Origin of the sequence: Pedobacter sp. GR22-6, from assembly GCF_037402555.1 — a bacterium.
Lineage (GTDB): Bacteria > Bacteroidota > Bacteroidia > Sphingobacteriales > Sphingobacteriaceae > Pedobacter.
Genome location: NZ_JBBEUC010000007.1, coordinates 33,042 through 57,128, shown reverse-complemented (window position 1 = coordinate 57,128; position 24,087 = coordinate 33,042). Strand labels below are relative to the sequence as shown.

Sequence of the window (24,087 nt, the reverse complement as noted above, 5' to 3'; positions counted from 1 at the left end):
ATCTATACCTTAAAATCTGTCCATTTTTCATTTGACTCGCTGGAAGCCACTACGGTGTCGATGAAGGCCATTCCCCTTACACCATCTTCTACACGAGGAAAATCCAGCATGGCTTCAGTAGGCTCGGTACCACTTAGTTTTGCGCCTACAGTTAAAGCGAAGTTCCTGTAGATATTTGCGAATGCTTCCAGGTAACCTTCAGGATGTCCGCCTGGTACCCGTGTGTTGTGTTTAGCTGCGTCTGACAGATAAGCTTGTCCGGCACGATAAACCTGTGCTGGCTCGCTCAGCCATTTTACGATCAGGGTATTTGGTTCCATCTGGTGCCATTCCAGGCCGCCTTTTTCACCGTATATTTTAATTTTCAATGCATTTTCTTCACCGGCTGCTACCTGTGAAGCGATCAATACGCCATTGGCACCATTATCAAACTTCAGCAATACGTTGCCGTCATCATCTAGTCCTCTTCCCGGAACAACAATGTTCAGGTCTGCACATACTTTTGTGATTTTCAGGCCTGAAATGTATTCTGCAAGTTGTGCAGCATGTGTACCTATGTCGCCCATACATCCGCTCTTGCCACTTTTCTTAGGGTCTGTACGCCATGCAGCGCCCGCATTTCCTTCTCTTTCGGTCAGGGTACTCAGCCATCCCTGAGGATATTCCACCATGATCTTCCTGATTGCGCCAAGTTTTCCCTCTTTTACCATCGCTTTTGCCTGCTTCACCATTGGATAGCCGGAATAAGTATGGGTCAGGCAAAGTGTCAAACCAGTTTCTTCTACTTTTTGCTGCAATTGTTTGGCCTCTTCCAGTGATAGTGCAATTGGTTTTTCAATTACAACATTGAAACCTTTGTCCAGGGCAAGCATTGCAGGGGCAAAGTGCGCAAAGTTTGGTGTAACTATCGTGACAAAATCGATGCGTTTGTCGGCCGGGAGCTGACTTTCCTTCTCGATCATTTCTTCGAAGTTCATGTAAATCCTGTCTGCAGGAAGATACAACATTTCGCCAGATTCTTTGGCTACTTCCGGATTGATACTCAAGGCTCCGCAGCAAAATTCTACCTGCCCGTCGATGTTTGCGGCAATTCTGTGAACGGCTCCGATAAAAGCATCTTTACCGCCGCCAACCATGCCCATTCTAATTTTTCTATTCATTATTAAAGGTTACCTTTTTTTAATTCTGTTACTGCAAAATCACAAGCCCTGGCTGTGAGGGCCATATAAGTTAATGATGGGTTCTGGCAAGCTGCAGAGGCCATGCATGAACCATCTGTTACAAATACATTTTTTACTTCGTGCATCTGGTTCCATTTGTTGAGGACAGATGTCTTAGGGTCGTGTCCCATGCGTGCTGTACCCATTTCATGGATGGCCATGCCCGGTGCAGAGCCATTATCATAAGTTTTTACATCTTTCATTCCTGCAGCCTCCAGCATTTCTGCTGCATCATTCATCATGTCTACACGCATCTTGCGCTCGTTGTCCTTGAACTCACAATCGATGGCCAAAACCGACTGTCCCCACTTGTCTTTTTTACTGTGGTCAATGTAAACCTTATTTTCGTAATAAGGAAGAGACTCTCCAAAACCGCCCAAGCCCATATTCCATGCACCCGGAACAGTCATCTGATCTTTAAATTCGGCACCGAAAGCCATTTCTGCTACTTCAGCATGCCAGTTGCCACGGCTTGCGCCTCCCTGATAACCAAAGCCGCGCACATAGTCGCGGTTTTTCTTATCGCCGGTCATATTTTGATACCTGGGGATGTAAATTCCATTAGCTCTGCGGCCATAAGTGTATTTGTCTTCATAACCTTCTGCACGCCCTGAAGCGCCGCAACGGAAATGGTGATCCATCAGGTTGTGACCCAGTTGGCCACTTCCATTACCCAGTCCGTTAGGGTGTTCGTCTGAAGTAGAGTTCAATAGCAGGAAAGTAGATCCAAGTGTTGAACCGTTTACAAATACAATCTTTGCGAAGTATTCTACTGTTTCTTTCGTTTCGGCATCAATTACCACTACACCTTTAGCTTTCTGTGTTTCTTTATCGTAGATGATCTGGTTTACAATAGAGAAAGGGCGTAAGGTAAGGTTACCTGTAGCTACCGCAGCTGGCAGGGTAGAGGATTGTGTACTGAAATAAGCCCCGTATGGACAACCCCTGCTGCACAGATTCCGGTATTGGCACTGGCCACGGCCACCATGGGGAACGGTTAGGTTAGCGACACGACCCATGATCATGATCCGCTCATCTTTCCATTGCGTTTCTATTCTTTTCTTTACATCTTTCTCTACGCAGTTGAAAGCCATGGCAGGAAGAAACTGCCCGTCCGGCAATGCTGGCCAGTTCTCTACAGAACCGCTGATCCCGGCAAACTTTTCTACATAATCGTACCAGGATGCCAAATCTTTATAGCGAATAGGCCAGTCTACTCCATGACCATCTTTCTTATTGTCTTCGAAGTTGATGTCGCTCAGGCGGTAACTCTGTCTGCCCCACATGAGTGATTTGCCACCAACGTGGAATCCACGGTACCAATCGAAGCGTTTGACTTCGGTATAAGGACAGTCGTGGTCATTTACCCAGAAACTCTCGTTGAATTCCTGGTAAGGATAATCCCGTTTTTGCACCGGGTGCGCTTCTTTTTGTGCTTCTGTAAGTCGTCCCCTGTGCTCAAATTGCCAGGGGTCTTTCATGGCTGTGGTATAGTCTTTAACGTGCTCGATGTTTCTGCCTCTTTCGAGAAGCAGTACTTTAAGCCCTTTTTCTGTCAGTTCTTTGGCGGCCCATCCACCGCTGATTCCCGATCCCACTACAATGGCATCGTAAGTATTATTGGCCGTAGCCTTAAGATTTAAATTGCTCATTTGAATAGTTTGAATTTACGTTGCCCATACCCTCTGACCCGGTTTCAGGTCTACACATCCATCATAGCGTCCCGGTATAGCGATGTACTGGTAAGCTTTAGTGGCGCCGATCTCAGAAGTAAAATACCCCAATAAGGTCAGGTCCCTGACGATACCAAAAAAACGTGGTTCCATTTTCGGCTTGTCTTTTGGAAGGATGGAGATTACACCTGCATTTTCCGTCTGTGATTTTGCTTTTTCCGGATTGGTACTTTGCTTTTCGAGTTCCGCTGCTTTCTGTTTGTCGAGATTTTCTGTCTCCGCTTTTACAGCCGCGATCGTTTCCTCTCTGAGTTTGTTCAGCAACTGCTGTCTCTGCTCAACTGTAATTTCAATAAATGATTTTTTGAATGCCTCTTTGGATTGTTTTTCAAGGTCTTCCAATCCTTTGGTAAAGGCTTTTTGCGCATCTTCCGGATAACAATCCTTGACCATCATGGCAATGAATGGCCCTACACCCGCTGCTTTCGCTCCAGGTGTACTGGTTGTAGGAATGATGATGTCTGCAACCTCTGTGATCAACAATTGTTGGTCTTCAGTAAATAAGCTGCCGCTGGTTTTTGTAGATGGTGAACTGCAACCTTCCAGGAATACTCCGATGGTGGTCGCAGATAAAGCTCCTCCCATGAGGAAGGCCATATTTTTCACTGCTGCTCTTCTGTCCATATTTGGCTATTTAGGTGTTTTGGTGTGCTCTGACTGTGTTTTGTTTTGTAATATTAAGAAAAATTAAATAGTTAGTGTTCAAAATACACGATTAAAGTAAAAATATATTGTTTTTGTTACTTAATCAAATGAACGCAGTTTCGGTGTGCTCTGATATAAAAAAAAGCTTAATTTTTAATAGGTTTGTTCATTTGATTACTTTTGCCAAAACTGAAAGACATCCATGACAGAAAAAATAATAGTATTGGGTTCCAATGGTCAAATCGGTACCGAATTGGTGACTGCTTTGCGGAAAGCCTATGGTGAAAATAATGTGATCGCATGCGATATACGCAGACCGGATTATGACATCAAGAATTCGGGGCCCTTTGAGTTTGTCAACGTACTGGAGAAAGAGATTTTGAATGGCTTGTTCCAGAAATACAGGCCTACACAGGTGTATTTACTGGCAGCCCTTTTATCCGCAACCGGTGAACAAAATCCAAAGCTGGCTTGGGACTTGAATATGAATGGGTTGCTGAACATATTGGATCTAGCCATTACCTATAAGACTGCGAAGGTTTACTGGCCGAGTTCTATTGCGGTGTTTGGTCCTAATTCGCCAAAAAATCATACCCCTCAATACTGTGTCATGGATCCGAACACGGTCTATGGGATTAGTAAACTTGCAGGTGAAAGATGGTGTGAATACTACAACCAAAAGTTTGGCCTGGACGTGCGTAGCATCCGTTATCCTGGTCTGATCAGCTGGAAAGCAGCACCAGGTGGAGGAACCACAGATTATGCCATCCACATTTTTCATGAAGCATTGAAGAAAGGCAGTTATGCGTCCTTCCTAAGCGCGGAAACAGAATTGCCAATGATGTATATGGATGATGCCATCCGGGGGACTATAGAACTTATGGATGCTGAAGCTGGCCGGATTTCCATTCGCTCCAGTTATAATTTTGCAGGTGTAAGTTTTACACCAGAAGTTCTTGCGGCGGAGATCAGGAAGCATATTCCGGAATTTACCTTAACTTACACCGATAATGACCCGCGTCAGGCTATTGCCAATAGCTGGCCGCAGTCGATAGACGATAGCTTTGCTGTGAAAGATTGGGCATGGAAGCCCGAATTTGATCTGGCAGCAATGACAACAGATATGTTAAAAAATTTACAAAATAAATAAGCACCCCGTTGTCCTGAATAAATCCAGGTTGACGGAAAAACTAAATAGGAAATGGGAAGAGCATTTGAATTCCGAAAAGAAAGAAAATTTAAGCGCTGGGCCAAAATGGCTGTGCAATTTACCAGGATAGGTAAGGATATCGTGATCGCGGTGAAAGAAAATGGCCCGCATCCGGAAACGAACTCTCGCCTGCGTACAGCTATACAGAATGCGAAGGCTGTCAACATGCCCAAAGATAGGGTGGATGCAGCCATCAAAAGGGCTTCTGATAAGAGTATGGCCAATTATGAGGAGATCGTCTATGAAGGGTATGCACCGCATGGTGTAGCAGTACTGATCGAGACGGCTACTGACAACACCAACCGTACTGTGGCCAACGTACGTAGTTATTTCAACAAAACCAATGGTACCTTGGGTAAGACGGGGTCATTGGATTTTGTATTCAACAGAAAATCAATCTTTAGGTTTGTACCGGGAGAAATCGATTTGGAAGAACTGGAGTTCGAACTGATCGATGCCGGACTGGAAGAACTTTATGTAGAAGCAGACGAAGAAGGAAATGACATCGCCGTTGCGCAAGGTGCATTTGAAAGCTTCGGTTCGCTACAAAAAGGACTGGAAGAAAAAGGTATCGAACTGAAAAGTTCCAAGCTGGAGCGAATCGCCCTTTCACATCACGAAGTGACAGAAGAGCAAGCTGCTGACGTCTTGAAACTGATCGATAAACTGGAAGAAGATGATGATGTACAGGCCGTTTACCACAACATGGCTGAATAAACTATTTCTTATAATTAGAAAATAACCAGGGCAACAGTTGGGGTTCAGCGAAAGCGGAATCCCAACTGTTGTGATTGGCCTCAGGATATAAGGTCAATTTCGGTTCATAGCCCAATACTTTCAATTGATTCACGACTGTCATCGAATGTGATACAGGCACCACATCATCTTTCTCTCCATGAAAGATCCATAGCGGCACTTTTTTATAGCGTTGTACATTGGCCACATGATCACCTCCACAGATGGCGAAGGCTCCGGCAAAGGTCTTTGGTTTTCTTCTCAATAGCTCGTAAGTACCCATACCGCCCATCGAAAGTCCCGCAACATAAACGCTCTTTTGATCTATATACGGCTTATCCAGCATGTTGTCTACCATCCCGAGCAGAGCATGCATCGCCTTTGTCGGTTTTCCGCCTTTGCGGAAGTGAAACTCGCGCTTGCCATTTACTGTTTGAATATCTACATTGGCCCAGTAGCTGTCTGCCGGGCACTGGGGGAATACAATAATAGCTGGATGGTCTTTTCTGAATTGCGGAGTCAGAAACTGTTTGGCGCCATGCGTCAATTGTTTTTCATTGTCGCGCCCACTTTCGCCTCTACCATGTAAAAAGAACAGTATGGGATAAGACTTTTTGGGATCAAAGTTTTCCGGGAACAGGATCCGGTAGTCAATGCTGTCTTTACCCTTGATGTAACTTCCTTTATCGTACTTTTTCAAATCCTGCGCTTTTGTGCCAGTTTGTAGTACGAAAAGCAGAAAAAGTAATGAGGCGACGAAATTTAGTGGTTTCATATGCGAATGTACAATTCTGATTTATTTTGTTAATGTGAATTTAAGCATATTCAGGTCCCTGGAATTGCCCCCGATGTAGAGATTGAAATCTCCCGGCTCCGCAAGGAATTTCAGGTCGGAATTGTAAAACTTCAAATCTTCTGCACTGATGCTGAAATTGATGGTTTTGTGCTCTCCCGGGTTTAAGCTGATCTTCTGAAATCCTTTAAGTTCTTTTACCGGACGGGTAGAACTACCCACCAGATCCCTGATGTACAATTGGACAACTTCTTTCCCGGCCACCGTGCCGGTGTTCTTTAGGGTAATGCTGGCAGTAATGGTTTCACCTGGTTTAAAACTGGTCCTGCTCAATTTCATGTCGCTGTATACAAAGCTCGTATAGCTAAGACCATAACCAAAAGGATAGAGCGGTTCATTACTGACGTCCAGGTAATTCGATCGGAATTTGCTGAACCATTTGCCTTCTTCCAAAGGCCGACCCGTATTTTTATGGGCATAGTACAGTGGAATCTGTCCTACATTTTGAGGGAAGGTGGTCGTCAGTTTCCCTGATGGGTTGACATCACCAAAGAGTACATCAGTGATCGCTTTGCCAGTCTCCGTACCACCAAACCAAACATTTAGAATGGCTGGCACATTTTCATGCTCCCAATTCAATACCAATGGCCTTCCGGTAAACAGTACCAAAACCACAGGTTTGCCTGTTTTAAGCAAGGCCTTTAAGAGCCGCTGTTGTACCGCCGGTATTTCCAGGTTGGTACGGGAGGAGCTTTCTCCACTCATTTCTGAGGACTCTCCCAGGGCAGCAACTATAACGTCCGCTTTTTTAGCGAGGTTGACTGCTTCTTTAACAACCTCTTCTTCGGGACGATTGTCACGTTGAATGTCGCGGCCAAACATGGTTGCCCTTTGCTGGTATTCTGCATCGTCAATCAGGTTAGACCCCAGGCTATGCAAAATTTTCACTTCATTACCCAATGTTGCCTTCATGCCTTCCAAAAGAGAAAGGGTATTGTTTAAATCGCTGTTGACGCTCCAGGTTCCGGGCATATTGGGTCCGCTATTGGCCAATGGACCTATTAATGCGATCGTTCCTTTTTTCTTTAGTGGAAGCGTTTGTTTTTCATTTTTGAGTAGTACAAAAGATTGTGCAGCCGCTTCCCGTGCAAGAGCAAGGTGTTCTGGTTTTAATATCTCTGTTTTTGCGCGTTCTTCATCGCAGTAGCGGAAAGGATCGTCAAACAGGCCCAATTTATATTTGGCCTGGAGGATCAGCCGGCAGGCGTTGGTAACCTGGGATTCCTTTACCTTTCCCTCTTGCACAGATTTTTTTAGGGTTGTGAGAAAGCCCTCGCCAACCATGTCCATTTCTACACCTGCATTCAGGGCGAGCGCTGAAACCGTCTTCAGGTCGCCTAAGCCATGGTCTATCAGCTCATTTACACCAGTATAGTCTGAAACGACAAAACCGTTGAAGCCCCATTGCCTGCGTAAAACATCAGTCAGCAACCATTTGTTGGCAGTAGCAGGAACACCGTTGATGTCATTGAAAGAGACCATCACACTCCCTGCTCCAGCGTCCACGGCGGCCTTATATGGGGGCAGATAATCGTTGTACATCCTATCCAGGCTCATGTCTGTGGTGTTATAATCGCGACCTCCTTCTGCAGCACCATATAGTGCGAAGTGTTTCACACATGCCATGATCGTATTGTATTTGGAAAGGTCATCGCCTTGAAAGCCCTTCACCATCGCCCTCGCGATTTTTGAGCCGAGATAGGGGTCTTCTCCCGAACCCTCTGAAATCCTTCCCCAGCGCGGATCACGTGAGATGTCGACCATTGGCGAGAAAGTCCAGTTGAGCCCATCTGCGCTAGCTTCTATCGCCGCAATGCGGGCCGTCTTTTCTATCAAAGACATGTCCCAGGTACAGGATAGTCCCAAAGGGATCGGAAAAGTAGTTTTATAGCCATGGATCACATCCTGACCAAATATGATTGGGATTTTCAACCGCGTTTGGTTGATCGCAATTTCCTGTGCTTTGCGAATTTTTTGAGGCGTAGTAAAACTGAACATACCACCCACCTGGCCTTTTTTGATCTTGCTTTCTACATCTGTACTCATCACTGATCCTGTGGTGGCCTCACCCCCCGTAAGCAGGTTCAATTGTCCTATTTTTTCATCCAGAGTCATTTTGGATAGCAATTGGCTGATGAATGTATTCATCTTCTGGTCGGCAGTGGAAATCTTCTGTTTTTGCTGGGCAAAAGCTGGAAAAGTAAATATGATCGTTAATGCAACAATAAGTTTTTTCATCTGCTAGTAGTTTATTTTGAATAAGTGAAACCAAGTTTTGTCAATCCCTGCTGTATTTCCGGGGCACTCATGAATAGTTTCCACAAGAGTCCGCTGCGACCATTTTCTATCATCACCACAATAGGACCTTGATCTATGCCAATATACCTTTTTGGATACCAGTTAGCGCTTTCGCTGTAGGCATCGTAGAACCCGAATTCGCCCCATACTTTAGCTTTCATATCATCATAGAGGTGCCGAATCATTCCCATGCTCTCTTTGGGCGTGTAGGGGTAGGAAGAAAGCGCGGCGGTTGGACTGATTACTCCCTTATCTTCTAAAGGCATGTGGGCAGCATAGCCGTCCACGGAATAGCTGGCGGTTAATCCCCAGGAATTTTTACCATAACCTTTGAAATGATTGGGATTGGCAATCGCATGGTCATAGTTAATTAAAGTATGGCTTTTGTTTTCCTGCCAGTAGTCGGCATATTTATCTTTAAGCCCCTTCGGATTTAAGCCCAGATAGGAGTAGTGTGCCCAGAAGAGTGGACCTACGCTTTCTCCCACCACATTATGTTTTAGTTTTACAGGATGGCCATATAAGGAGATATCGGTATTTATTGCGCCATTTTTTGCCCAACCCTGGTGATATACTTCTGAGGGCACTCCGTGAGTAGGTGAGCATGCGGCCAAAACATACGTGATCAAACATTCATTATAACCGGTTATTGCAAAATTCATTTTCCATCCGGAATTGGGTGACCAATGCCAGTATAATACATTTTCGTTGTCTTTTCTATAGAAATTCCAGTCAATATCTTTCCATAGCCGATCTGCCTTTTTAGCCAAAGCCTTTTCCTGAGTATTGCCATTGGCATAGTACTGACGTACGCAGATCAGTGCCTGTGCCAGAAATGAGGTCTCTACCAAATCTCCTGCATCGTCATCTTTACCAAATGTCTTAGCTTTCCCTGAGGGTAATATCCAGTGAGGCCATGCACCGTGGAACCTATCGGCCTTTTCAAGAAAATCGATGCCTTTTTTAAGGTGATTATATCCTTGTTTTCTAGTGATGAATTTTCGCTCGATCGCTACCAGAGTTCCCATTAGGCCAAATCCGCTTGCACCTGTAGCAATTACATTTTTGTCATTTTGAGGATAAACTCCATCACTATGATAGCGCTCTCTGGCTAATCCTGAGGTAGGTTCGGCACCTTCATAAAAATATTTATAGGTTTGTTTTTGAACAAGATTTAGCAATTGATCGTCGGTCAGTTTCTTTTGGGCGTAAGCCAAAGTTGAGATGAGTGTAGCTGCAAGTAGTACTGATGTAAAAAATAAATTTCGTTTCATGTTCATAATCTATAAGTTGGGGCTGCTGAAACCCAATTTAAGTAATCCTGTTTTCACTTCCGGAGCGCTCATGAATAAATTCCAAAGCAATTTGCTTCTGTAGTTCTCTATCATGATGATTATAGGTCCCTGGTCTATAGCCAGGGTAGAAGAGGCAAACCATTGCTCCTGTATGGAAAAGGCGTCTACAAATCCATACTCTTTAAACAATTGATCTCCGAGTTTATAATAAAAGAACCTAAGGGCCTGCATGGACTCTGTAGGGGTATAGGGTAGAGAAGATATTGCTGCGGTAGGAGCTATAACACCGCTGTCATTGGCTGGTGAACTGGCTGTATATCCATTAGGGATATCACTAGCTGTGAGTCCCCAACAGTTTGCGTTATAGCCAGCATATTGCTTTGGATTGTTTACACAATACTGGTAGTTGGTTAAAGTATGTGTCCGGTTTTGGGTTTCATAATTGGCATAGCTGTCTGCTAAACCCATCGGATTGATACCCAGGAAGGAGTAGTGAGCAAAAAATAGCGGAGCATTGTTATTGAAATTTATAGTTCCATTTTGTGCCCATCCCTTATCGTATACGGATTTCGGAATGCTATGGCTGGTTGAGGCAGCTGCCATCACGTAGGTGATCAGGCATTCATTCCAGCCCCTGATGGGAAGGTTCACCTCCCAGTTGTATTGTGGACTCCAGTGCCAGTACAATACCTCACTGTTGTCTTTCCTGTACCAATCCCATTCTACACCGTTGTATATCGAGGTGATGTCAGTCCTCAGTGTCGTTTCAGCAGCATTGTTACCAGAGAAATATTGGCGGGCAGTGATCAGTCCCTGCATCAGCAGGGAAGTCTCCACGAGGTCGCCGCCATTGTCCTTGGTACTGAAAGCGATTGCAGCTCCCGTATTGCCGTCTATCCAGTGCGGATAAGCACCATGAAATCTGACCGCCTTGTTTTTTAAGAAGTCTACTATTTTTTGCATCCTGGCCAAGCCTTCCGCCCGACTGATAAAATCGCGGTGTACGCCTGTGACCAGGGCCATGATTCCGAAGCCGGAGCCTCCTGACGTGACCGTGTTACCGGAGGTATTTCTTTCCCTGGCCAACCCGCTTAGTGGGTGACCGAAATCGTAGAAATACTTAAATGTCTTTTGTTGAACGAGCGTAAGTAGGTCCTCGTCAGAAATTCTAGGGAATTTATCAGTATCGTCAATCCCGGTGTTTAGGACAATACTAACTGGGTTGATCAGTTTTCCACCGGCGGCAGATTTTAAGGTATTGCCGATGGATAAGGTGTACTTAGTAAAGGATTGTAAGCTGTTCTGCGGAGTAATGATGAGTGCTTTATCATCTTCTTGAATAGTAGTGATGAAAGAGATTTCAGCATTTGCACCGTCAACGAGCTTAATTGCTGAAGCTGCACTGTTGGCGTCGATTGCAGCAGTAAAGCTTAATTTAACAGTAGGCTTAGCACTTATTGCATAATTCAAAGTGCCATTGTAAACTCCGTCTACAGAAAAAGACAAAGATACATCTGATGAACCAGGGGCAGAAATAGTATTCTTGCTACAACTGCTAAGAAGAGCCAACAGAATAAAAAACGAGAAAGATGTCCTGATATAGGTTGTCATCGGATTCGTATTTTTGAAATGGCAAAAAATTAGGGTGTCCGGCCTTTGGTTATTATGCCGAAGCACCCTATTTAAATTATTTACCGGCAAGGCCGAGATTGTATAAAGTTTTGATATATGCATCAGGCAGTACCGTGTCGAAAATTCTCAACTCATCAATGCTCCCTGTCATCGCGGCAAAATTTGCGTCAGTGCCAATCGCTTTTCCTGGAATTACATTATAATTGCCTCCAATTATAAATTCGCTAGGCTCATAGGCTTTAAAAAGATTGTTGCCTGTACCACGATTATTGTAAGAACCAATTTCAACTCCATTAGCCCACTCCCTGAATATACCATTGGTAGCATTGTAAGTCAGCAGTAAATGCGTCCATACATCTGCTCCGATTTTAGGCGACTTGTCTGCATTTAAGTTATCTTGGGTACCACCACCAACTGTTGCAAAAACTGGATTCACTTTTAGTATATCTGTGTTTGTAGCGGGATAGGCATTTGTATTCAAATGAAAGTTAAAACTGCCGCTAAAAACTCCGGGACGGGTAATTTGCATCAGCATGGTTCTTTTGGAACCGTTATTGGTAATTTGGATCCAGGCGCTGATGGTGAAGCTTTTTAAAGAGTCAGTTTTAAATGCGCCAAATTGTTTTGCGAAATAGAGGTAGCCTGCATTTAATTTTAAGGCTTTTCCCTTAACACCATTGATGAAACTATTATTTATAGCTTGAGAAGGTGCTGAACCAGACTTTAGCTCATTGTTTGTGTCATCGAATGACCAGTAAGCTTTCAGGTTCTTAGGATAAATCTCATCAGCACTGGAAAAGCCATCGACTTTTCCGATATAGTCGTCCGGGCTCACAGCGGGAAGATCATTTGGATTGTCGCTTTTTTTACAAGCAGACAACGTCGCTAAGCAGATAGCCGTGCTAAAGGCGAAGCGAATGAAATATGGTTTTGAAAAATTCATGTCTTTTATCTTTAGTTATAACCAGGATTTGGAACTAAAACTCCGTTACTTAAATCAATTTGTTGTTGGGGTATAGGAAGTAAGTTGTCTCTCGAAGCAACAAAATTTGGCCTTCCGGAATTTGGCAGTACTTCTCCGGAAATACCCCAGCGAACTAGGTCAAAGAACCGGTCGTGTTCCATTCCCAACTCGACCCTTCTCTCTTGTCTGATTTCCTGTCTGAGTTGTTCCTGATCTGTAGTCGTTCTTGCAGGAAGTATTCCTGGGAGACTGGAGCCTTTTCTGGCTCTTTCGCGTACGGTATTTAATGCATTGCGCGCATCGGTAATGTTAGACTCTCCCCCCAATTCGTTTGAAGCTTCGGCATACATCAATACCACATCAGCATATCTCAAAATCCTAATGTTCATCCATCTGCCAGCCCTGTTGTTGTATTTGGATCTATAAGTAGGATTAGAGTATACTTTATGGTTGTAGATTGGATTCTCCCAATTGGTGGGGGTAGTTTCTCCATATACCGTTTGATAAGTCTTGGATGTAGTGCTTCTGTACAACAAAGTTCTATCTTTTCGCGGATCGTTTGGTTCATAGGCATTTTCCAGGTAGGAATTAGGGACATTAAATCCATATCCTAGATTCCAATCGCCTCCAGCCCTTACGCCTTGCCATTGGATAAATTCTACCCCGTTAGCAGTTGGTATTGCAGCACTTGCAGTTGCCTGCACTTCAAACACCGATTCAGAACTATTCTCTCCGGTTTCTCCAAAAATGTCTTTGTAAGGGGTATTGAGGTTATACACCCCAGAGTTCATGACCAAATTGGCTGTAGATTTCGCCATAGCCCAATTTTTTTGTGTAAGGTATACTTTCGCGAGCAGACCGTTTGCAGCACCTTTAGTTGTGCGCCCAACGAAATCTGCATTATAATTGACAGGAAGATTGGCTGCGGCAAACTGAAGGTCAGCTTCTATAAAAGCATATACTTGTAATACAGTGCTTTGTGGGATGTTTGTTTCCTGAGCTGACAGAACCCTGTCTATCAGGGGAACTCGTCCGAAAAATCGTACGAGATTAAAATAGGCATAGGCTCTTAAGAATCTTGCCTCTGCCTCTGCGCTTAATTTCTGCGTTTCAGTAGCAACAAGTTTTGTATTGTTCTTAATTTGGTCAAGCACAATATTGCAATTACTGATCATATTATAGTGACCTTTCCACATTCCGTTCATAAAGCCGTTACTCGGAGATAAGGGAAATAGATCAGCACTGGATGCATCTGCACCTCCGTCTGTGGGGCTACTTCCTTTGTCTGCATCGTCGCTTCTCACGCTTGTCGCGAAAAAGAAGGCGGGACCGTGTACATCGTAGGATCTCAAATCGTTATATGCGGCATATAAAAAAGGATCGTAAGGTCCTGAACCCTGTGGGTAGGGGTAATTGTCTATGGTATACTGGCCTTGGCGCTCTGTATCCAGGAATTTTTTGCAACCACTCGAAAAAAGGATCATCATAGTGGCAACAAGTACCAGTAAGAAGGTTTTTTCCATTAGAATTTTCTTTTTCATTTTATTTAGATTAAATGAGTGCTGATTAAAGAGTTACGTTAAGCCCAAAAGTGTAGATAGCCGGAATCGGGTAAACTCCGTTGTCACGGCCACTTGCCAACACGTTACCTATTTGAGCTTCTGGAGAATAACCTGTAGCTTTGCTCCAGGTTTTCAGATTCTGAACTGAAATGAATAGTCGCAGATTCTGAATGCCGGCTTTTTCGAGCTTGCCAAAACTGTAGCCCAATTGGACGTTACGCAAGCGGAAATAACTTCCAGACTCCAGATAATAACTACTAAACAGCAAGTTATTTGCTCTCGAAGCCATAATAGGCTCAATGTTGGATGTGCCTGGGCCTGTCCATGCATTCAATCGATTAGATTCGTAATTTACAGGTGCAAAATTGGCAGTTCTTCGTTCGGTAAAAATTTTATTCCCTGCAACTCCTTGTCCCTGTATAGTGGCATCAAATCCTTTGTAATTTAAGATAAGATTTAAGCCATAGCTGTATGGAGGGAAGGGCGTGCCCAGATAAGTCCTGTCTGCATCAGTAATTCTGCCATTGCCATCGGTGTCAGCAAAAGATATATCTCCAGGCAATGATTCTGGTCGAGACGGTAATCTATCCAGATCAGCTGTAGTTTGATAAATTCCGGTTTGTTTGTACCCATAGAAGTAGCCGACAGACCTGCCTGATTCTGTTAAGTTAGCCCCATTGAGCAATTGAAAACCCGACGTTGTACCTATTGAGTTAACTACATTTTTATTATAACTGAAGTTACCTGACAAATTATAGCTGAAATCCTTGCCAATTTGATCATTCCAACCAAGGCTTACTTCCCATCCTTTGTTGGTGAGCTTTCCCGCGTTAGTGAAATATTCTAAAGTCGTGTTTGGCCGAACGAAAGAAGTCAGAATTCTGTCAGTGGTCTTATTGTAGTAGTTGATCTCTGCACTCAGGCGATCGTTAAACATCCTTAAATCCAGGCCGAGATCGAAGCCTTGAACAACCTCAAACTGCAAGTTTACATCAGGCTCATATGCGTTTTGTATGGCCGGATAAATTCCGTCCCCGAATACAGCATTAATCGCATTAGAAACCGTGGTTTGATAATAATTCTGATCTACACTATTAGAATTACCTAATCTACCCCAAGCTGTTCTCAGTTTTAAATAACTGATTCCACTAACTGCGTTTTTGAAGAAATCCTCATCACTGGCTATCCAGCCTAGACCGACGCTTCCGAAGGTACCCCATCTATTTTTAGGTGCAAACCTGGAATTGGCATCTCTCCTTACAGTTCCATTGAATAGATACCTATTCTTGTAGGCATAGCTTAAACGACTGAATACCCCGACCTGTGATTCTTCATTTCCTTTTCCGCTGTTACCTAAAGGGTTGTCTGCATTGATAATATCCAAATACCAAAGATCTGGGCTAAAAGGTACATCTAATCGATTGTCGGTTCTTCTGCCGCTTAGCTCGGTGCTCGAAGTGTATACGCTGGTAAAGCCCAGCATTGCTGTAATCCTATGATCATCATTTATTGCTTTTTCATAGGTTAATGTATGGTCCTGCTGGAACTTTCTAAACTCCGCTGAAGATTGGTCAATCGCCGTTTTAACGGCAGTATCAATATTTACTGAATTATCTTCAAGATGCACCAACGGGAAAGCCAAACGGTTAAATTTCCGTACACTGTTGAATCCAAGATCGGTATACACAGTAGATCTCAAAGTAAAATCTTTCAAAAATTTGACTTCAGCAAATAAACTTCCATTTACCCTGTAGCCCCTGTCGATCGCAGTATTCTTTGAACGTTCCAATGCGTAGAGCGGATTTCCGACCTGTGTGCGTTGGAATTGAGGAGTGGCATTGAATAAACCATTTTCGTTTCTAGGTGAGATAACTGGGGCGGCAAACAAGCCGGCATTGAGTCCCACACCAACGGGCTGTTTCCTAAAATGAAAACCGTTAATGTCGGCTCCAACTTTGATGTTGTCATTGATCCTGATTTCCTCATTGATCCGGGCCATGTATTTCTGAAAATTGTTATTCTTAATTACCCCATCCTGATTCGTGTAACCAAGACTGATCAGGGTAGTCGTTTTTTCATTGTTGTTAGAAATAGATAGCGCATTGGTGCTGATTACACCATCTCTAAGCAACTCGCGCTGCCAGTTCGTATTTCCAGTATAGTTGTCAAAATTAAACGGCGCACCATTGGCATTCGCTACAGCGGTATTATAAAGACGTTTAAAGCCTTCAGCATCTACTACGTCAATAATGTCATTTACATGCTGAATCCCGATAGAGCTTTGCAGATTGATCGATGTCTTTCCTCTGGCTGCGCGCTTTGTAGTAATGGCTATAACACCATTCGCACCTCTCAATCCATAGATTGCTGTCGAAGAAGCATCTCGAAGAACGTCAATTGTTTCTATATCTCCAGGATTTAGATAATCGATGTTATCCTGCAATAACCCATCTACTACATAAAGCGGATTTGAATTCTTAGTGCTGGAGATACCACGCAAACGAACAGTTGGGCTATTTCCCGGATCTCCCGAGTTCGAAATAGTCATGCCCGGCACCTTACCCTGTAAGGCGGCCACAGGATTGGTTACGTTGAGTTTCTCGATTTCTGAGCCCTTAACACTCGAAACAGAACCTGTCACGTCTTTTCGCTTCTGCGTACCATAACCCACCACAACCACCGCTTCTAAATCTTGGGAAGCTTCTGACAGCGCTACATTAATTGTTGTTTGATTGTTTACCGGAACTTCACGCGTGGTATAACCTACGTATGTGAATACCAGTGTCGCATTTGCAGGTACACTTAAAGTGTAGCCACCATCCGCATTTGTCGTTGTTCCTGTTGTCGTTCCTTTTACCAAAACGCCGACTCCCGGAAGGGGAAGCTTATCTGCCCCATCCGTAACCACCCCCTTCACAGAGATATTCTGTGCTGAGGCCGCGTTCATAAAAAGTAAACATAGAAAAGTGAAAACAGAAAATTTTGTAAAGATTCCTTTCATGCTGCTTAAGTTTATTTTTAGTTAGCCTAAATCTCCGTCAGTAATCAGCTGAAAACAAAAAAAACGCCTCTACATCATTACATCAGGAAATCATTTATTAATTTGATAACAAATGAAGGCTTGTTTTGTTTATTTAAGATTTTGATTTACAGTTGATTATACTGTGTTTCTCCTGCTAAACTGATTGAGCAGTCAATTGAGCTAAATGAGTGTGATGAGAGGTAATGATGTAGTGTTATAGCTCCATTAAGAACTCTGAAAGGTTCTTGTCATGGGGTACATTGAGCTTCTTGCGAAGCCGATAACGTCGGATTTCTACTCCGCGTAAAGTAATATTGAGCAGGGAAGCCATCTCTTTACTGCTCATATTCATGTGCAAATAAGCACAAAGCTTCAGGTCATTGGGTACCAGATCGGGATAATTTGCCTTCAGTTTTTTGAAGAAGTTCTCGTGAGCCTCATTGAAACTATGCTCGAATAAATTCCAGTCCCGCTCGTCATTCATGCCTTCTTCGATCACCTTCTGGATCTTTCGGGTCTGGTCTTCTGCAAGTGGTTTGCCATTTCCATCTTTGAGCTTCAGGATTTCTTCACTGAGTTTTTGCAGCAATTCATTTTTATAGACCAGGCTCATAGCAGAATTGGCGAGCTCTCTGTTTTTACCTTCCAGCTCTACCTGGAGCTTCTCTGTCTGTAGGGCGATGATCTGTCTTTCGTTTGCCTCAGCTTCTTTTCTAAGGTGTGCTTCCTTCTCGGCTTGCAGTCGTTCTGTGATTCTTTGTTTGTCGATCTGCAATTTACGGTCATATAGCTTTTTAGAGCCATAGATCAACAAACCAAAGATGATGGCATAAAACGCGAAAGCCCATATCGTTGCATAAAATGGGGCCGGGATGCTAAACTTCATCTCCGTTATTCCCGTAGCAATTTCCTCGTTGATCCTTGCCCTCAGCTTAAATACATAGTCTCCACTGCTGAGGTTGGTGAAATCTTTCTCCGATGCTACGGTCCAGTCTGACCAGTCTTTTGAATACCCTTCCAAAAAATACTGGTATTGAATCCTGGCCTGGCGATAATAAGGGAGTGCGTAAGAAATGTGTTTGCTGTTGCGCCCGTCTTTGATCTCATTGATCTCCCTGATCAAAACAGCAGGGAGCGTGACACGGTGTTTTGCCGATGACGCCGCAGCATTGTAGATGACAAAGCCATCGTCTACGCTGATGAGGTAGCGGTTATCGCTTATGCGGCTGATATTTTCATAATATTGCACCATACGGCCATCCAGGATGCTAAAGCGACTGGAATCTATACTAATCTTGCCAGACTGACGGAAGTCGGCCAGGCTCATTCTGCCATTGCCGATCAGCCAGTACTTGGATGTTCCTGCGGGAATAATCTTACTGGAGAATGCAAAGCTGCCCAATCTTTTATTGAGCTCCGTATAGACCGAAAAGCTGTTGCTGATCTCGTCATGTACAAAAAAACCTTTTGTAGTGGCGTATAACAGTCTTTTCTCCAGGTTGAAAACATTAACGGTATAGTCGCCGGGCAACCCATTTTGCGCACCATAGCTTTCGCGGCGAACTACTTTTTTCAAATCTGCACTTAATTCCAGTTTATAAAGTCCGCGGTAAGCATGGCTCACCCAGATGTTGCCCTTTGAGTCTTGTTCAACATAGCGCGAGGGTTCCGTAAATCCAGCTACTCTATGACTGAAACCCCATTGACCAGAAGCATTTTTTTTATAGAGGGACAGACCCGTATACGTGCCTTGAACCAGGTAGTCTGGATTTGAGTTCAGTTTCTTGATCGTCCATCCACCACTGATGTCAGAGATTTTTTGAATGCTACCGTTCATCACTTTGAAGGTGCCATTGTTATGCCCGCAAAACACCTGCCCGTCGATTTCTGTCAGTTCCCAGACTTGTCCTTGTGAGCCAGGGATGAGTTTGAAATCAAAACCATTTGAGCCAAGGCTCAGTTCGCTGTAAAACAGACCCTGGTTGGTGCCAAGATAGATTTTGTTACCGTAGATCAAGCTGGAATAGACAGTGCCAAATGCTCCGCTTTTATCAAAATAGAAATAGAGCGACGAGTTGAGTTCTATTCTGTCAATTCCGTTATCAAGGCCTGTCCAGAGGTTTTGGTCATCATCTGCATACAGACTCAGTATAGTGTTATTTTGGAGACCGGATGATTTGCTGAAATGTTGCAGGATCTCACCTTGGTCATTAGTGATGATGATGCCGTTAAGGATAGTACCAAAGGCATAATAGTTGTTTAAAACCCGGACGCCATTGTTCAGTTGATAGGTTTTGAGGAAATCCGTGGCCTGCACATTTAAAGGTTGGTAGTCTTTACCATCGTATATATATAATCCGTTCTTACTGGTTCCAATCAGTAGTCCCGCATTTTTATAGGGGAGTACGCTGAGGATATCTGCTGGTACGGAGGCCGATTCATGAGGCAGTGCAATCAGTTGCTGCTCCCTCAATTCAAATAAACCTCTGCCGATCACCTCGGCATATAACTTTTGACCGACCTGATGAAGGAATAACAAGGTCCCCGGACCTTTAATGACTTCGATCTTTCCATTTTCATAACAGTAGATCGCGGAAAAAGACTGGAAGTAGACGCGCTTACCTGATACATAAATCTTCCAGATTTCTTCATTTAAGGCATTTGGTTTGCGAATCAGTGTGGAGAGTGAGGTATAGCTCAGCCGGGCATCGCTGCCAGACCAATAACCAAATTCACCAAATGCACCAACATAGATCTTGCCATCTGCCGATGCCGCTACAGAACGGATAATTTGCCTGTTAGGCATCAGGTATTGATGCCAGTACTGGCCATCATAACTGAGCAGACCGCGCGTATTTCCATAATAAAGTACGCCATTTTTGTCCTTGGCAACAGACCAATTCTGATTTCCGGCCTTGTAGTCCGACTTAGAATAGTTTTGAATATAGGGTACGCCTATACCTTTCAGTTCCTGAGCATCGAGTTTAAGCCCGATAAGGGTCAGGCACAAGAAAAAACGATATGCCAGTCGGATGTTTTTCATCAAGCTTTTGCGGCTTTGTTCACCGGTTGTGGTACCTTTACATAATATCCAGTCCCATCATAGGGGCGTTTCCTAGGGTTCGTTGTGCAAGCTACCGAACAGCATCCCTGCAGTTCTTCTCCGCAGTCATCGCATTGGGTTACATGCTCATTGCATTCCGGGTTGGCACAATTGATCATCTTAGGACTTATCTTGCCACAGTTGTAGCAAGTAGAAATCACTTTCGGGTTTACCGTATTCACATCCACGGCGATCCTGTTATCAAACACATAGCATTTGCCTTCAAAATCTTCTCCCCCTGCTTCTTTACCATATTTGATGATCCCGCCATGCAGTTGATAGACATCATTGAATCCATGATGGAGCAATAGTGCTGAAGCTTTTTCACATTTGATACCGCCCGTACAATAGGTGAGTACCTTTTTATCTTTGTATTGAGCGAGCTCATTGATCTTCTCAGGAAAATCCCGGAAGTTCTCAATATCAAGTGTCACTGCATTTTTAAATCTGCCTAAGTTGTGCTCATAGTTGGAGCGTACATCCAGGATGACCACATCTTCCTGGTCAATCATCTTCTGAAATTCTGCAGGCTCCAGGTGTTTACCGGTCTGTTTATTTGGATCGATGATGTTTGGGTCCCGCAATCCCGAGTGCACGATCTCCGATTTGTACCGGCAATGCATTTTGATGAAGGATGGCTCCTCTACATCGTCTATTTTAAATTCGGTCTTTGCAAAGCGCTCATCTGCGTGTATCGCATCCATATAGGCTTTGCAGTCTTCTGGTGCTCCAGAAACTGTTCCGTTTAATCCTTCGTCGGCCACGATGATACGGCCCACCAGGTTTAAAGATTTACAAAAGGTTAAGTGATCTGCAGCGAATTGTTCTGCGTTTGCTATAGGACTATAGCAATAATAAAGTAAAGTCTGAAATTGTGTCATAAATCATTGATACCGTTGCAAATGGCGTTTAATGCATGGCAAAGATAAGCTTTTTTATTCATTCCATTCATTGCAGCAAGATCCATAACCTAAACTGTCGTGGTGTTGTTATAGTCACAATGCAATTGTTTGTGAAGAACTTCCCGTTTTTTGCGCTACTCTTAACCTTCCTGTTGAGTTGGCAAAATCTGCGTGCCCAGGAGGGGATGGATGTGATTTTTGGTTTTGAAAGCGATACGGTATTCATCAATTCGGGACAAAGCTTTTCTAATAAATTACTGCTGGAGAACCGCCTCGACAGGGCAGTGACATTGAAGGTGTCTGGCGGCAATACAAAAACTCAGGACGGGCTGATCAGCATCCCGCCTGAAATTACCTTAGCGGCCAAAGAAAAGAAGGCCTTCCCAGTCAAATATATGGCAGATCGTAAGACGATTCTGCAGCAGGTTCAGGCTTTTAGCCTTGCTATTTCCGGTTCAGCGGGGATAAGGATGGCATCGCCAAAGAGTTTTTACACTAAACTTCGTGATCAGCTTTTGTTCAGTATGAGCAGCGACCAAACGGAATATTATCTGGATCAGAACACAAACGAAACGCGGATCTTACTCCGTGCCAGAAATCTTGGCTTAGTTGCCATCAACTTCAGGGTTTTGCTGTCGGAAGTTCCGGAGGGGCTGGAGTTTACTGGTGAAATGGGTATGCTTAGCCTGCAACCAGGTGCGCAGCAGGTTATTCCTTTCGTTGTTCGCAACCGGGCATCCCGGCAAGTTGCCGATTATGTGGTAACCATACAGGCCGTGGATCCTACTAACCGTCAACTGTCGCTGAGCAGAATTCGCATCATGAGTCTAAGCCATGTACGGAGGTTTGGTGCAGGCAACCCTACAGGGGAAGGGAGCCCCAACAATACTTTTGCCTTGCGCTATGTAGATATGAACCAAAACTCGTCTTTCTATCAGCTGCAAGCTTCAGGGCAGCTTAATTTGGAGGGCGAAAGAAAACTGGAGTACCGCTTTAATCTCGATCATTATCAGGACATCGCTGCTACCAGTTTATACGATACTTATCTGGACTACCAGGAAAAAGATTGGGGAATAAAGTTGGGCAATGTGTATGATAATTTTGATTATGCCATCAATGGGCGGGGACTAAAAGCTAACTTTCGGTTCCGGAATGGCAACGTAGCAGAGGTTTTTGGCGTCCAAAATAATTTCCTGCTGTACAGCAGGGGCATCAACACCATATCCGGCGCCAACATTGCCGGCGCTAACTATAAGTTTGTAGATAATCAGGAAGATATAGGACAGATCAGCTACTTACACAGCAGTCAGAAGTTTTATGGGCTGTTGTCCGACCAATTGAGTGGTAAGACCCGGCTGCGGCTCAATGAACTGCATGAATTCAATTTTGAAGCTGGTTATAGCCAGGAAAAATCAAGGTCATCCACAGCAAAACAGGGCTTGTCTGCCGGACTCAATTACAATTTCAACAAGGGCAATTTTAACATCTCCAGTATCAATTATTACAGCACGCCGTACTATACCGGACTTCGCCGGGGTCTTTTGCAGAGCGATACCCGTATCATGCGAATGGCGGGGAATGGAAGTCATATCTCAGCACGGGTTAGCTTACTGAAGAATCGCCCGGAGTACCAGTTGGAGCGGGGAGGGCTTGTTTTTAGAAGTAACAAGAGTGTGATCGACATTTACGAACTAGGCTATGGCTTTCGTAAAGGAATTGTGAGCTTGGATTTTCGTCCTTATTTCATGAAACAAAACCTGGAAAATAACATACAGATGAACCAGTTTCCAAATGGTGTGGAATGGAACTCCTCAGCAGCGCGAATTCAGTTCAATGCAAATCTAAACCATCGCCAGCACAGCCTGTCCTTTTACTCAGATTATGGCTACGTGTTTCAAAATACCGCCAATCGTCCCAATCATCCTTTTCATTCTTTCAAACTTAATGCAAATTACAGCAACCCTATTTTCGGACTCAGTAGCTACCTGCAGTTAAATCCTTATTATTTGAGCGATGCACTTTCTACAAACGAACGCTCCAATTATCAATTGTATTCCATCGGCCCAAACACCAAAATCACCGCTTTCAAGAACCAGTTAAATGCTCAGCTCTCGGCGATGTACAACTATTATGGCTTTTCACAGTCTAAAAACTACACACTCACAGCAAACATGCAATGGCGGATCAAAGGCAATTGGTTCCTCACCACAGATGTATTCTACACGCTGATGAAAATGCAACCTGTAATGTTACAGCCTGATGCCAGGATGGACCCGATCAATTTTAGCAACAGGCAAATCAGGCTAGGACTACAAAAGCAATTTAAGGCCCTGGGCGCTTCCGAAGGCAAAAAACTTCAACTGCGTTATTTCTTGGATGCAAACAACAATGGCATCAAGGACGAGAACGAGCTGGATGCAGCTGGTGTGACCATTCGCCTCAATAATGAGGCAGCTGTAACCAATAAGCAAGGCATGGTACGCTTTTATAATTTAGAAGCAGCCAGTTATAACCTATATACGCTAAACAACACGGGATGGGGGATGCTGGAGCCAGTTCAGGTGGTCATGACCAAAAATAAATCTGTAAGTTTACCCTTGGTGAAAACACTTCCTTTGACAGGTCAATTGATCTTATCAGGCAGAAGTTACGCAGATACGGCACCCACACTTTCAGGAATTATGGTCTTTGCCAAAGATGCATCTGGTAAAAAGTATAAGACATTGACAGATGCTGAAGGACGGTATGCCATGCAACTTCCTCCTAACGACTATACGGTTTATATCGAAACTTCAGGAATGCCTTTCGCTATCAAAAATGTCAACAATAAAATCAGTTTGAACAAAGAAGGCCTGGAACTCAATTTTGATTATAGAGACGAACGCAGAAAAGTCGAGTTGAAACGTTTCTGAT

Annotated in this window: 15 protein-coding genes; 3 read left to right on the top strand and 12 right to left on the bottom strand. The window is 43.9% G+C overall.

All coding sequences use genetic code 11. The features are described from left to right. Nucleotides 1-2: 2 nt before the first annotated feature. The 3 genes from WAE59_RS24200 to WAE59_RS24190 are packed head-to-tail and all read right to left on the bottom strand — an operon-like array spanning nucleotide 3 to nucleotide 3,577. The gene (locus WAE59_RS24200) at nucleotides 3-1,160 is read right to left on the bottom strand and encodes a Gfo/Idh/MocA family protein (RefSeq protein ID WP_337858586.1); all 1,158 of its coding nucleotides are present in this window, start codon (nucleotides 1,158-1,160) and stop codon (nucleotides 3-5) included. 2 nt (nucleotides 1,161-1,162) lie between these two features. Beyond that, the gene (locus WAE59_RS24195; protein ID WP_337858585.1) at nucleotides 1,163-2,872 is read right to left on the bottom strand and encodes a GMC family oxidoreductase; all 1,710 of its coding nucleotides are present in this window, start codon (nucleotides 2,870-2,872) and stop codon (nucleotides 1,163-1,165) included. A gap of 15 nt (nucleotides 2,873-2,887) precedes the next feature. After that, nucleotides 2,888-3,577 carry a gluconate 2-dehydrogenase subunit 3 family protein gene (locus WAE59_RS24190; protein WP_337858584.1) on the bottom strand — a complete coding sequence of 230 codons (690 nt, stop codon included), beginning with the start codon at nucleotides 3,575-3,577 and terminating at the stop codon, nucleotides 2,888-2,890. 223 nt (nucleotides 3,578-3,800) lie between these two features. On the opposite strand from WAE59_RS24190, the gene WAE59_RS24185 reads away from it, so the two are divergent. Then, complete coding sequence (locus WAE59_RS24185; protein WP_337858583.1) at nucleotides 3,801-4,748, top strand: NAD-dependent epimerase/dehydratase family protein; 948 nt, start codon at nucleotides 3,801-3,803, stop codon at nucleotides 4,746-4,748. 51 nt (nucleotides 4,749-4,799) lie between these two features. After that, nucleotides 4,800-5,525 carry a YebC/PmpR family DNA-binding transcriptional regulator gene (locus tag WAE59_RS24180; RefSeq protein WP_337858582.1) on the top strand — a complete coding sequence of 242 codons (726 nt, stop codon included), beginning with the start codon at nucleotides 4,800-4,802 and terminating at the stop codon, nucleotides 5,523-5,525. A 1-nt stretch (nucleotide 5,526) separates the two neighbouring features. Here WAE59_RS24180 and WAE59_RS24175 read toward each other — a convergent pair whose 3' ends face one another. From WAE59_RS24175 to trhO, 9 genes are all read right to left on the bottom strand, one after another. Further along, entirely contained in the window at nucleotides 5,527-6,318 is a 792-nt protein-coding gene (locus WAE59_RS24175; protein ID WP_337858581.1) for a prolyl oligopeptidase family serine peptidase, read from the bottom strand. 21 nt (nucleotides 6,319-6,339) lie between these two features. Beyond that, a complete protein-coding gene (bglX, locus tag WAE59_RS24170; RefSeq protein ID WP_337858580.1) occupies nucleotides 6,340-8,634 on the bottom strand; it encodes a beta-glucosidase BglX in 2,295 nt (764 codons plus the stop codon). An 11-nt stretch (nucleotides 8,635-8,645) separates the two neighbouring features. Then, nucleotides 8,646-9,968, bottom strand: a complete 1,323-nt coding sequence (locus tag WAE59_RS24165; protein WP_337858579.1) for a glucoamylase family protein — start codon at nucleotides 9,966-9,968, stop codon at nucleotides 8,646-8,648. A gap of 9 nt (nucleotides 9,969-9,977) precedes the next feature. After that, a complete protein-coding gene (locus WAE59_RS24160; RefSeq protein WP_337858578.1) occupies nucleotides 9,978-11,600 on the bottom strand; it encodes a glucoamylase family protein in 1,623 nt (540 codons plus the stop codon). 76 nt (nucleotides 11,601-11,676) lie between these two features. Next, nucleotides 11,677-12,564 carry a LamG domain-containing protein gene (locus WAE59_RS24155; RefSeq protein ID WP_337858577.1) on the bottom strand — a complete coding sequence of 296 codons (888 nt, stop codon included), beginning with the start codon at nucleotides 12,562-12,564 and terminating at the stop codon, nucleotides 11,677-11,679. Nucleotides 12,565-12,575: 11 nt separating this feature from the next. Continuing rightward, nucleotides 12,576-14,126 (bottom strand): RagB/SusD family nutrient uptake outer membrane protein, encoded by a 1,551-nt coding sequence (locus WAE59_RS24150; RefSeq protein WP_337858576.1) that lies wholly within the window; start codon nucleotides 14,124-14,126, stop codon nucleotides 12,576-12,578. Between the two features lie 25 nt (nucleotides 14,127-14,151). Next, a complete protein-coding gene (locus WAE59_RS24145) occupies nucleotides 14,152-17,094 on the bottom strand; it encodes a SusC/RagA family TonB-linked outer membrane protein (RefSeq protein WP_337858575.1) in 2,943 nt (980 codons plus the stop codon). Between the two features lie 289 nt (nucleotides 17,095-17,383). Next, nucleotides 17,384-20,212: a triple tyrosine motif-containing protein gene (locus tag WAE59_RS24140; protein ID WP_337858574.1), complete on the bottom strand. Its 2,829-nt coding sequence runs from the start codon at nucleotides 20,210-20,212 to the stop codon at nucleotides 17,384-17,386. Then, entirely contained in the window at nucleotides 20,212-21,153 is a 942-nt protein-coding gene (gene trhO, locus WAE59_RS24135) for an oxygen-dependent tRNA uridine(34) hydroxylase TrhO (protein WP_337858573.1), read from the bottom strand. The genes WAE59_RS24140 and trhO overlap by 1 nt, the downstream gene beginning before the upstream one ends. 35 nt (nucleotides 21,154-21,188) lie before the next feature. Here trhO and WAE59_RS24130 point away from each other — a divergent pair, with 35 nt between their 5' ends. Further along, the gene (locus tag WAE59_RS24130) at nucleotides 21,189-24,086 is read left to right on the top strand and encodes a hypothetical protein (protein WP_337858572.1); all 2,898 of its coding nucleotides are present in this window, start codon (nucleotides 21,189-21,191) and stop codon (nucleotides 24,084-24,086) included. Nucleotide 24,087 lies beyond the last annotated feature (1 nt).